The organism is Roseomonas sp. SRI_022 (assembly GCF_057586215.1).
In genome coordinates this window covers 1-12,330 of record NZ_JBYCZL010000055.1, presented here as the reverse complement: position 1 = coordinate 12,330, position 12,330 = coordinate 1, and the positions used below count along the sequence as shown (strand labels likewise).

8 protein-coding genes are annotated in these 12,330 nt (G+C 71.1%); all 8 read left to right on the top strand.

All coding sequences use genetic code 11. From position 1 onward, the window contains the following. Nucleotides 1-315 (top strand): hypothetical protein (locus AC2YHJ_RS27630; protein ID WP_487399411.1); only part of this gene is annotated, 315 nt, incomplete at its 5' end. A gap of 79 nt (nucleotides 316-394) precedes the next feature. Next, the gene (locus AC2YHJ_RS27625) at nucleotides 395-3,358 is read left to right on the top strand and encodes a virulence factor SrfB (protein WP_487399410.1); all 2,964 of its coding nucleotides are present in this window, start codon (nucleotides 395-397) and stop codon (nucleotides 3,356-3,358) included. Further along, nucleotides 3,355-5,952: a virulence factor SrfC family protein gene (locus AC2YHJ_RS27620; protein ID WP_487399409.1), complete on the top strand. Its 2,598-nt coding sequence runs from the start codon at nucleotides 3,355-3,357 to the stop codon at nucleotides 5,950-5,952. Before AC2YHJ_RS27625 ends, AC2YHJ_RS27620 begins: the two co-directional genes overlap by 4 nt. A gap of 5 nt (nucleotides 5,953-5,957) precedes the next feature. Beyond that, a complete protein-coding gene (locus AC2YHJ_RS27615) occupies nucleotides 5,958-7,040 on the top strand; it encodes a hypothetical protein (protein ID WP_487399408.1) in 1,083 nt (360 codons plus the stop codon). Further along, nucleotides 7,037-8,935 (top strand): vWA domain-containing protein, encoded by a 1,899-nt coding sequence (locus AC2YHJ_RS27610; protein WP_487399407.1) that lies wholly within the window; start codon nucleotides 7,037-7,039, stop codon nucleotides 8,933-8,935. Before AC2YHJ_RS27615 ends, AC2YHJ_RS27610 begins: the two co-directional genes overlap by 4 nt. Further along, nucleotides 8,932-9,660, top strand: coding sequence for an ABC transporter ATP-binding protein (locus AC2YHJ_RS27605; protein WP_487399406.1), 729 nt, complete (start codon nucleotides 8,932-8,934; stop codon nucleotides 9,658-9,660). Before AC2YHJ_RS27610 ends, AC2YHJ_RS27605 begins: the two co-directional genes overlap by 4 nt. A gap of 2 nt (nucleotides 9,661-9,662) precedes the next feature. Further along, nucleotides 9,663-10,844 carry an FtsX-like permease family protein gene (locus AC2YHJ_RS27600; protein WP_487399405.1) on the top strand — a complete coding sequence of 394 codons (1,182 nt, stop codon included), beginning with the start codon at nucleotides 9,663-9,665 and terminating at the stop codon, nucleotides 10,842-10,844. After that, the coding region (locus tag AC2YHJ_RS27595; protein WP_487399404.1) for a formylglycine-generating enzyme family protein at nucleotides 10,844-12,330 on the top strand (1,487 nt) is incomplete at its 3' end. The genes AC2YHJ_RS27600 and AC2YHJ_RS27595, both read left to right, overlap by 1 nt.

Here is a 12,330-nt window from a genome sequence, read left to right as displayed (position 1 = left end):
CCCGGACCGCCGCCCGGCACGCATCCCTGCAACGTGGACACCCAGTCGGGTGGCGCGGGGGAGACGCGGACACGGCACTTCCTGGGGCCGACGCCGGGGCCGGTGACGCTCGACTACGACACGCAGACGGTGCCGGACAGCATCGAGGTGCGGTATCGCGGCCAGGTGGTCGCGCGCACGCCGGGCATGGTGAGTGGGCGGGGGCGCATCGGCTTCGACTGGCGGCCGCAGGGCGGGGACAATGTCGTCGAGGTGGTGGTGATCGGACCCTTCGCGAACACCCGTTGGCGGTATCGCCTGAATTGCCCGAACTGATGCGCGCGGGGTCCGACACGGCCACGTTGGCGCGCGGCGCTGCGCTGCGGCACACTCGGCCGCGCGAGATGGGGTGTTCATGACCAGTTCGACCACCGCCGGGCTGATGAGCCTGGTGCCGTCCTCCGGCATCCAGTTCGTCGATATCGATTTCGATATCGACCGGCTGCCGCGCGGCTCGCGTTCCTACTGGGAGGAGATGCTGCGCGAGCAGGTGGACCATGAGGGCAAGTCCCCCACCATCCTGCGCGTGCTGGAACAGGATGAGGACGGCAACCTCGCCGATCCCGTGACGCGACAGGTGCCGCCGCCGGAGGAGACCTACGCGATCTCCCGCGCCCAGGCGTTGGAGGCGTTCCTGAACAAATGGGTGCCGCTGCCCTTCTTCCGAGTCCATGCGCGCGGGGCGGATGGCAAGGAAGTGTATGATCGCGGCCCGTCCAACTGGGCGCGCGCCTATGTCGCCGAGTTTGCGCAGCGGGACGGAGAAGGGCGGTCGCACCGGCTGGTGCTGGCCTTCGACACGGCGCTGATGCAGCGCGACCCGGCGCGGCCTTATGTCGCCCCGGCGCCGGAGGACAGCGCGCGGCAGCAGGAGTTCGCCCCGGTCTTCAGCCACGCCGAGAATGCTTGGTTCCTGAACGAATCCTGGGTCGGGCAGTGGCTGGAGGAAGGCTTCCGCGAATTGCGCCAGGCGCAGCGCGGCGGTCGGCCCCTGCGGCCCGAGGACTTCCCGCATGCCTGCGAGCATTGGGCACGGTACCTGTCCTTCCTGGGCCTGCTGGAAGGGATCGGCATCCTGCCGCGCATACGTCTGGTCGATGTGGTCTCCGACAATCGCGGCTATGCGCCGATCAATGTCGATCTCGTGCTGGATGTCGGGAATTCGCGCACCTGCGGGCTGCTGGTCGAGGAAAGCCAGGACGCGCCGTCGCTGAACAATTCCTCCGTGCTCGCGCTGCGCGACCTGTCGCGGCCTGAGCAGATCTATGCGCGGCCCTTCGAAAGCCGGGTGGAATTCGCGGTCGGCTCCTTCGGGCGGGATGCGATCTCGCGCCGGTCGGGCCGGGCGAATGCGTTCCGCTGGCCGTCGCCGGTGCGGGTGGGGCCGGAGGCGATGCGCCTCGCCGCCGCGACCCAGGGCAATGAGGGCGCGACTGGGATTTCCTCGCCCAAGCGGTACCTCTGGGATCGGCGGCCGAATGTGCAGGGCTGGCGGTTCAACGGGCGCGCAAGCGACGGCGTGACGACGGAACCGCCCGTGTCCGGGCCGTTCATGGCGCATGTGACGGAAACCGGCGAGGCGCTGCGCATGCTGCGCGGGCGCGGCCAGCCGGCGGTGCGCGCGCGCTTCTCGCGGTCGTCGATGTTCACCTTCCTGCTGGCCGAGTTGCTGATGCAGGCGGTGAGCCAGATCAACGCGCCGGCGACGCGCGCGGCGCGCCGCTTCGCCGATGTGCCGCGCCGGCTGCGTCGCGTGATCCTTACGCTGCCGCCGGCGATGCCGCTCGCGGAACAGAAGATCCTCCGGGAACGCGCGGAAGGCGCGATCAAGCTCGCCTGGGATCTGCTCGGCTGGACCGAGGCAGGTGCCACGGCGCCGCCCGAACCGCGCGTGCTGCTGAACCTCGATGAGGCGACGGCGACGCAGGTGGTCTGGCTCTATACCGAGATCACCCAGCGGCTGCAGGGCGATGCGCAGGGGATGTTCGAACTGGCCGGACGGGTGCGGCCGGAACGTGGGCCGAATCCCTGCCTGCGCGTGGCCTCCATCGATATCGGCGGCGGGACCACGGACCTGATGGTGGTGACCTGGTCCGTGGAGAACCGCGACACCATCGTGCCCCGCCAGGAGTTCCGCGAGGGCTTCAAGATCGCGGGCGACGAGGTGCTGGAAGGGCTGATCACACATCTGGTGCTGCCGCAGGTGGCCGATGCGCTGCGGGCTTCCGGCATGTCCGATCCCAATGCCTTCCTGCGCCAGACGCTCGGCGGGGATCGCGGCGGGCAATCCGAAGTGGAACGCCACCTCCGCCGGCAATTCGTCAGCCAGGTGCTGGAACCGGTCGGGCTCGCCGTGCTGCATGCCTATGAGCGCATCGAAGGCCGCGAGATGGGGGAGGTGTTCCGCGCCGCCATCCGCGCCGTGCTGGACGCCGAGGCGCAGCCCGCCAACCCCCGCGCCGTCGCCTTCTTCGAGACGGCGGCACGCCAGGCCGGCGCTCGCGGCTTCGCGATCCATGATGTCGAGGTCGCCGCCGATGCGCGCCGCGTCGAGGCGGTGATCCAGGCGACCCTCGGCCCGGTGCTGGCTGATCTGTGCGAGGTCGTCTGGCATTACGATTGCGACGTGCTGCTGCTGTCCGGCCGTCCGTCGCGGCTGCGTGCGGTGACGGATATCGTGCTCGCGAAATCCCCGGTGCCGCCGCATCGCATGATCGGCATGCACCGTTATGCTGTCGGCGGCTGGTATCCCTTCCGCGACGCCAATGCGCGCATCGAGGACCCCAAGACCAGCGCGGCCGTCGGCGCGATGCTGTGCGCGCTGGCGGAAGGGCGGCTGGAATCCTTCCTGATGCGGACCAGCCAATTGTCGATGAAATCGACGGCGCGATTCATCGGCCGGATGGAAATCTCGGGCCAGATCCGCGAGCAGGGCGTGCTGCTGTCGGAAGTGGATCTGGAGAAGCGGTCCAATGCCGGCGATGGCGTCGAATTCACCATGACCTTCGCAGCCCCCACCTTCCTCGGCTTCCGGCAACTACCGATCGAACGCTGGCCGGCGACACCGCTCTACGCCCTGGAATTCGCGAACCCTGAAAGCGTTCCTCGCATGGCGCTACCGCTGCGGGTGAAGATCCGCCGCGCCGACATGGACCCCGACGCCCCGGGCCAGGAGGAGAAGCGCGAGGATTTCCGGGTCGAGGAGATCGAGGATTCCGAAGGCACCGCCCTGCGGCGCACCGATGTGGAGATACGGCTGCAGACGATGAAATCCGAAGCGGGCTACTGGCGCGATACCGGCGTGGTGGGGATGGCATGAGGCTCGACACGTCAACCGACGTCGCACTCGCCGCCGCCGCCCGCGGCACCGCCGAGGCCGCCGGCGAGGCGGTGACCTGGCTCGCCGACAACCGCGGCAAGGTGCGGGAGGAAGCGCAGGCCATCGCCCGCGACTTCCGGAAATTCGCCCGCCGCGCGCGCAAGCTGGAAGCCGCCGCCGAACGACCGATGTGCGTCGCGGTATTCGGCCCGTCGCAGTCGGGCAAGTCCTACCTGATCTCGGCGCTGGCGCGGCGCGGCCAGGATTCGGTGACGGCCATGTTCGATGGCGCCGCGCTCGATTTCGTCCGCGACATCAACCCCGAAGGCGGGCAGGAGGCGACTGGCCTCGTCACTCGCTTCACCCTGCGCCCGCCCGCAACGGTGCCGGGCAATCCGGTCGCGTTGCGGCTGCTGTCGCAGACCGATGTCATCAAGATCCTCGGCAACACCTTCCTGGAGGATTTCGACCCGGCGGAGGTGGACATCCCCTCGCCGGAGCTCGTGCAGTCCCATTGCGCGCGCTTCGCCGGCCGCGCCGGCAGCGAGCCGGTCGACCGGCTGACGGATGACGATATCGATGACCTGCGCGAGTATTTCGAAGGCCTGTTCCGCGGCCATCCGCTGATCCCCGGCCTCGGTTCTGCCTTCTGGGTGCAGGCGGCATCGATCGCGCCGCGCCTGCCTGTGGCGGAACGCGCGGCGTTCTTCTCCATCCTGTGGAACGGGCATGACGCCTTCACATCCGCGGCGAAGGAATTGCTGACCGCGCTCGCCGCGCTCGACTTCCCGGACGAGGCTTTCGCGCCGCTCGACGCGCTCTCCCCGCGCGAGACCTCGATCATCGACGTCCGCACGCTCGGCATGCTGGGCGATCCGGCGGATGGCAAGCTCGCGGTGCGGACGCGCTCCGGCCGCCAGGCGATGCTGCCGCGCGCGGCACTCGCCGCGCTGGTCGCCGAGCTGACCATCGCGCTGCGCGACAAGCCCTGGGACTTCTTCGAGGTCACCGACCTGCTCGACTTCCCCGGTGCACGATCGCGCGAGAAGCTGACCCAGCCGGCCCGTTTCCTGTCGGAGAAGGGCAAGCTGCCGGGCCTCTTCCTGCGCGGCAAGGTGGCGTACCTGTATCAACGCTACTGCGCGGAGCAGGAGATCACGTCGATGCTGCTTTGCATCGGCCCGTCCAACCAGGAAGTCCGTACCCTGCCGCGGATGATCAAGGATTGGGTGGATGGCACGCTCGGCGTGACGCCGGAGGAACGCGCGCGCCACCGCAACGCGCTGTTCCTGGTGCTGACCAAGTTCGACACGGAATTCGAGGAGAAGAAGGGCGCGACGGAAGGCACCGGCAGCCGCTGGACCATCCGGCTGAACGCCTCGCTGCTCGACTTCTTCGGCAAGGAATACGACTGGCCGCGCAACTGGGCTTCCGGGCGGCCCTTCGCCAATACCTACTGGCTGCGCAATCCGAATGTCGCGGCGAAGCACATCCTCGACTACGACGAGCAGGGCAGGGAGGCCGCGCCGCGCGCCTCCGAGGCCCCGCGCATCGCCCGGCTGCGCGAGGAGTTCATCACGAACGAGGATTGCCGCCGCCACTTCGCCGATCCCGAGCGCGCCTGGGATGCGGCGATGACGCTGAACGACGGCGGCATCTCGCATCTTGCCGAGAGCCTGCGGCCGGTCTGCGACCCTGCGATCAAGCGTGGCCAGATTGCCGCGCGGCTCGAAGCCCTGCGGCTTGACATGGCAGGGCGGCTGTCGCCGTACTGGCATTCTGGTGATCTCACTGCGGAACTGAACAAGCGCCGCGAGGAAGCGCGTGTGGTCAGCCGCGCGTTGGTCGCCTGCGCCTCTGCCCAGGCTTTCGGGCGCATGATCCGTTCCCTGCAGGTGACGCCGGAGGAACTGACCTCCGCCTGGTGGCGCATGCAGACCGAGCCGGCCGAGGAAGCCCCTGTCGGCGCGCGTGCGGGCGAGGCGGACTACCTCGCCGAGCTAGGTGACCTCGTGGCCCCCGCCGCGCAGGGCGAGCACCGCGCGCGCGACGCATTCGAACGCTACGCCGACATGGCGGTGTCGGAGTGGATGGAGAAGATGCACCGCGCGGCCGCCGAACCCGAGACGGCTGAGCAACTCAAGCTGCCGCGCGACGCCGCCGCCGCGCTGGTCGCGCAGATCGGGGCAGGCGCGCGCCGCACGGGCCTGTCCGCGCGCATCGCGCAGCGCCTGCGAGAAGCTGCGTCCTATCGCCAGAAATTGTCGGAGAGTGCGTCTAAGCCCGTGATGGTCGCGGAAGGCGTGGTGAACCGCTACGTCTTCACGCTCGGCTATGGCGATGTCGCGCCAGATGCGCGCCCGCGCGCCGGGCGAACCGACCGTCCCGTCTTCGCGCCGCGCACGCCGGTCAACGGCATGCCGCGTCTCGGCCCGCAGCCGGAATCCTACGACAAGCAGTATCACGTCGATTGGATCAGCGCCTTCTCCCGCCTCGCGGAGGAGAACGTGACCGCGCCCGGCGGGCTTGAGGTCGACGTCGCGGAGAATGCGCGCCTCGGGAAGATCCTGGGTGCGCTCGGCGCGGCCGCATGAGTGGCGTGCGCGCCGCCGTCGACCCCGCCCATCCCGAAGGCGGGCACGCCATCATCCTGCTGCAGGGGGTGATGGACCTGCCCGCCGATCCGCGCTTCCGCATCCTGCGCGAGGGCTGGGCCAAGGGCACGCTCGGCGCCGAGGGCTGGCAGGTGAGCGACGCGCTGATCAGCCCGGATCGCGTCGAGGCGTCGCCACAGGGCGTGCGACTCTATCTCGGCCCGCAGGTGGTGGATTGGCTGGAAGCCGGGCCGGTTCAGTTCCGCCTGCCGGCCGCTCGCATCGAGGCGCCGCTCTTCTGGCCCGACGTGCCGCCGCTGCATGGCGGGTCGGGGCATACCATCGCGGTGCCGCCGCCCATCACACGCCCTGCGCCGGCGCCCCCGCTGCCGCCACTGCCAATCGAGGACCCGGACGCGACCATCGCGGTGCCGCCGCCGCGCCCCGCCGCACCGCCGCCGCTTTCGGTGCCGGAGCCTGCACCGGTGGCGGCGTCGCGCTCCGCGCTGCCCTGGATCCTGCTGGCGCTGCTGTTGGTTCTCGCAGCGGCAGGCGGCGCCTATTGGTGGTTCGTGCTGCGCGAGCACCCCGCACCGCCGCCACCGCAGCCGACCGACCCGATCGAGATCGCGCCCGAACCCTTGCCGCGCACGCCGCCGCCGCAGCCCGACCTTCCGCCGGTCCGCCCGCAGGCAGAATCCGGCGCGCCCGCGAGCCTCGACGGGCTGTCGGTGCCGGAGGTCATCGCCCGCGCCGCATCCCCCGCCGCCATCACGGCCGAGGCCACGCGCCGCTACGATGCCGGCCGCTACGACGATGCGCTGCTGCTGTGGGAAGCGGCGGCGCGGGCGGGCAATGCGGCCTCGCTGACGCGGCTCGCACGGCTGTATGATCCCGTGGGCTTCGTCCCGGGCCGGCCGTTCCGCGACCCCGACCCGCGCCAGGCGGCGCGGCACTATCGCGATGCGGCGACGGGCGGCGATGCCGGGGCGGCCGAACCGCGTGCGCGGCTGCGGCAATGGCTCGAGGACCGGGCGCGCGAGGGCGACTTCAACGCGCCGCTGACCATCAGGGATTTCTGGCAATGACGCCGCGCCGCCTGCTCCTCCTCGGCACTGCCGCGCTGCTGCCCCTCGCGGCAAAGGCGCAGCGCGTCGCCCGGCAGCCGCTGCTGATCCCGGGCAAGACGACGCTGTTCCAGCGCGTCATCCTGCGCCCGGGTGCGACGCTGCATGCCCAGCCCGGGGCGGCGCAGGGCCGGCCGGTCGCGGGCTTCAGCGTGATGCACGTCTATGCCCGCCGCGACGGCTGGATCGAGATCGGCCGCGAGGCCGATGGCCGCACCGAGGGCTGGGTGCGCGAGGACCGCGCGGTCGATTGGCGCCACACCATGGTCGGCGCCTTCACCAATCCCGCCGGGCGGGAGCGCACCATGTTTCTGCGCGACGCGACCGCGCTGCGCGGGCTGCTGGCCTCGCCATCCATGACGCAGGATGCGGTCGCACTTCGCGCGGCGGCGGGCCAACCCGGTAGCCCCGTGCTGGCGCTGGAACCCGAGACCTTCGTCGACATCCAGCGCAACTTCTACCTGCTGCCGATCCTGGAGGCCGAGACCATCCAGCGTCGCGACGGCACGCAGATGCGGCTGCTGGAGGTGATCTCGGCCCCCGCCGAATTGCGGCAGGCGCCGCAGCAGGCGGACCCGTCGCGGCTGCGGGACTTCCGCGGCGGCATCGTCTTCGTGATCGACAGCACGATCTCGATGCAGGCCTATATCGACCGCACGCGGGACGCGATCCGCCACATCATCGGGCGCATCGGCGATAGCGCGGTGCGCGACAATTTCCGCTTCGGCATGGTGGCCTATCGGGCCGACATCTCGGCCCGGCCGCAGCTGGAATACGTCACGCGGCTGGTGGCGGCACCCGACCTGTCCCAGCCGCCCGCCGCGATCCTGCCGGCGCTGGAGACGGTGCGCGCGGCGACGGTGCCCACTGAACGCTTCGATGAGGATGCGATCGCCGGGCTGCGCGTCGCCATCGACCAGGTGGATTGGCAGGCCTTCGGCGGGCGCTATGTCGTGCTGATCACCGATGCCGGCGCGCTTGAAGCCACCGACCCGAAATCGCAGACGCGGCTTGGCATCCCTGAGATCAAGGCGCTGGCGGAAGCGCGCGGCATCGCGTTGTTTGCGATCCACCTGCAGACGCCCGAGGGCCGGTCCAACCACGCCCATGCCCGCGCGCAGTACCAGGAACTGACGCGCTACGGCGCGGCGGGCTCGCTGTATTTCCCGGTGGAGGGCGGCAGCCCGCAGGCCTTCGAGCGCGTGGTGAACGGGCTGACCAACGCGCTGTTCCGCCAGGTGGCGGACACCGTCGGCCGCCCGGTCGGCGGCGTGGAACCGGCCCGCACGCCCGAAGCCGAGCGCATGGCGCAGCAGGTCGAGATCGTCGCGACCGCGATGCGGCTCGCCTATCTGGGGCGGGAAGGCGGGACGACGGCGCCCGATGTGGTGCGGTCCTTCACCACGGATCGCGACCTGCGCGACCCGACCGTCGCGGCGCTCGACATCCGCGTGCTGCTGACGCGCAACCAGTTGTCGGATTTGTCGCAGGCACTGACACGGATCCTCGATGCGGGCCTCGCCGGCCGCACCGATCCGCGGTCGTTCTTCGGTCAGTTGCGCGCGGCCTTCGCGGCGACGGCGCGCGATCCGGCGCGGCTGGGCAACCTCGCGCGCGTCGGCCAAGCGCTCGGTGAGTATCTCGACGGGCTGCCGTATCAGTCGCAGGTGATGGAGCTCTCCGAACAGGAATGGCTCGCCATGGGCGCGGCGGCGCAGCGCGAGCTGATCAACGGCATCGAGACCAAGCTTCGGCTCTACCAGGAGTTCGCCGCGCGGCCGGACCTGTGGGTAACGCTTGATGGCCGGCCGGGTGGGGAGGCGTTCTTCCCCGTGCCGCTCGAAGCCCTGCCGTGACACCCCTGCTGTCCCTGCGCGGTGTGACCAAGGCCTATCGCGGGGATGCGGCGCCCTTCGCGTTGCAGGTGCCGGAATTCGACCTGGTGCAGGGCGAGGCGCTGGCGCTCGCCGGGCCGTCGGGCAGCGGCAAGTCCACGCTGCTGATGATGCTGGCACTCGCCTCACCGCCGGATGCGGGGGACTTCGCCTTTGCCGGCGCCGACATCGCGCGGCTGTGGCGGGATGGAAGGCGCGATGCGCTGGCGGCGCTGCGCGCGCGCAGGATCGGCGTGGTGCCACAGACCGGCGGGCTGCTGCCCTATCTGTCCGTCGCGGGGAACATCGCGCTGACGCAGCGCATCGCGGGTTGCGAGGACGCCGCGCGGGTGCGGATGCTGGCGGAGGAACTCGGCATCGCCGCGCAACTGCGCAAGCGGCCGGCGGAACTCTCGGTCGGGCAGCGGCAGCGCGTGTCGATCGCGCGGGCGCTGGCGCATCGCCCCGCCCTGGTGCTGGCGGATGAGCCGACGGCCTCGGTGCATCCGGAACTCGCCGATGCGGTGCTGGCCTTGCTGCGGCGGGAATGCGCGGGTTCCGGCGCGGCGCTGCTGGTCGCGACGCATGATCCGGATCGCGCCGCGCGCGCCGGCTATCCGGTGCTGGCCTGCACGACGCATGCGCCGGGTGCGGATGGCATCGCGCGATCGGTATTCGCGCGGCCTGCCTTGGCGCAGGCGGCCTGACGATGCTGCGCCTCGCGCTCGCGGATATTTGGCATGAGCGGGTGCTGTTCCTGTGCTCGGCGCTGGGCTGTGCGGCGGTGCTGGCGCCGCTGATCGTGCTGTTCGGGCTGCGGCAGGGCGTCGTCGCCGGGCTGCGCGCCGAATTGCTGGAGGACCCGCGGGCGCGGGAGATCGCCTCGGTGGTGAACCGCACGCTGGAACCGGATTTGTTCGCGCGGCTTGCCGCCGATCCGCGCATCGCCTTCCTGGTGCCGCGGACGCGCGCGCTGTCGGCGACGATCGTGCTGGAGAACCCGACGCGGCTTGGACGCGGCGTGCGGATGGAATTGCTGCCGACCGGGCCCGGCGATCCGCTGCTGCCGGGTGTCGCGGCGCGAGAGGGGCTGGTGCTGTCGCCGACCGCGGCGGAACGGCTTGGTCTGGCGCCCGGCGACACGGCCCTCGCTTCGGTCGCGCGCAGTCGCGAGACGGAACGCGAGGTGCTGACCCTGTCGCTGCCGGTCACAGGCATCGCGCCGGCCTCCGCGGCGCTGCGCGACGCCGCTTTCGCCGGCGTGCCGGTGCTTCTGCTGGCGGAGGATTTCCTCGATGGCAACGCCGCCGTCGATGCGCGGCCGGGCAGTGTGGAGGATGCGCGCGGGCGCGCTTTCGCCGGCTTCCGTTTGCATGCGGCGCGGCTTGAGGACGTGCCCGCGCTTGATCGCGAGTTCCGCCTTGCTGGGATCGAGGTCGCTTCGCGTGCCGAGGCGGTGGCGGGGCTGCTGAGGCTCGACCGCAACCTCGCACTGCTGTTCCTCGCGATCGCGGGGGCAGGAGGGGCGGGGTATCTCGTCAGCCTCGGCGTCGGGCTCTGGGCGCAGGTGGAGCGCAAGCGGCGGGACTTGGCGCTGCTGTCTTTGCTCGGGATGAAGCGCCGCGCGCTGCTGTTGCTGCCGCTGCTGCAGGCGGCGGCGGTGGCGTTGGCGGGGGCGCTGCTCGCCTTCGGGGTGGCCGCAGCGGTCGCCGGCGTGCTGAACCGCGCCTTCGCGGGAACCGTCGCGGGGGATCGGCCGGTGTGTCTTCTGACGGCGGGGATGGGCATGGCGGCGGCCGGGGTGACATTGGCCGGGGCGCTGGTCGCCGCGGTATTGGCGGGGCTGCGGGCGGCGGCGGTCGCGCCGGCGGAAGGTCTGGCGGAAGGCTGATGCGTTCTCTCGCAATCCTGCTGGCCTGCCTGATCGCCGCGCCGGCGCTGGCGCAGGCGCCGTGGTCCACCGACTTTACCAATCCGCGCGCGGCCGATGGCGACCTTGTGCTGCCCATGCCCTGCGGCGGTGCCATGGCGTTCCGAGCGGTCGAGACACCGACAGGCCCCGGAGCGCTCGATGACCGGCCGGTCACGCTCGGTACCACCGACCCGGCTGGTGGCGTCGCGGAATTCGCGCGGCGGGAGGCGGTCGCCGGCCCCTTCGCCCAGCAGGGACGCGAGGGCGCCGTCTATTGGATCGGCAAGTACGAGGTCACACGCGACCAGTATTCCGCGGTGATGGAGGAACGCTGCCCGACGCCATCGGCCAATGGGCGGCTGCCGGCTGCCACGCTGTCCTGGTTCGATGCCGTCGCCTTCACCCAGCGCTACACCACCTGGCTGCTGCGCAACGCCGCCGCGCGGCTTCCGCAGGCCGACGGCACGCCCGCCTTCGTGCGCCTGCCGACCGAGGAGGAGTGGGAGTACGCCGCGCGCGGTGGTGCAGCGGTCAGCGAGCTGGATTTCCTCGGCCGCACTTTCCCGATGCCGGAGGGGACCTCGCGCTACGCTTGGTTCCAAGGGCCGCGATCCGCGGCGGGGCGTGCGCAGCCGGTCGGAATGCTGGAACCCAATCCGCTCGGTCTGCACGACATGCTCGGCAATGTCGGGGAACTGGTGCTGGAACCATTCCGCGCGGTGCGTGTCGGGCGCTTGCACGGCCAGGCCGGCGGCGTGGTCGTGAAGGGTGGCGATTTCCGCACGCCGGAGGCAGCACTTCGGTCATCCCTGCGGATCGAGGTGCCGCCCTATGATGCGACGGATGGGCAGCCGACGCGGCTTGCCTCGGTCGGCTTCCGCGTCGCACTGGCCGCGCATGTCACGACCAGCCTGCGCCGGGCCGAGGCGCTGAACCGCGCTTTCGAGGCCGAGAGCCGCGCGAGCGGCACGGAAGCCGAGAACGCTCGTCGTCAGATCGCCGCGATGCGGGAAGGTGCCGATCCGCGCCTGCGCCAGGGCCTCGACCGGCTGGAGGCCGGATTGATGGCGGCCGAACGTCAGCGCCTGGAACAGGAACGCGCCGGCATCCGCGCGCAGTTGGAGGGCGCTGCGGTGCTGGCACGCGCGGCGGGACAGTCGCAGCGACGGATGGATGGCATCCAGCCGCTGCTGTCCGGCGCCGATGTCGTGCAGTCCAGCCCCGAGATGCGCCGCCAATGGGCGACGGCGCTGGAACAGTTGCGTGTGGAGCGTGAGCTCGCGCTCGACGGCTATGCGCGGATCGTCGCCGATCTCGGCCGTTCCGCCGATCGCGCGACGCTGACGACGGAGGCCGGCGTGGTGGCGCGGGAAGCCGAGGCGCGCAACGTGCCGGAACTGCGCCCCTACCTCGACATCGCCGCGCGCCATGCGGCGGATTCGCGCGACCGTGGCCTGCCGGCGCG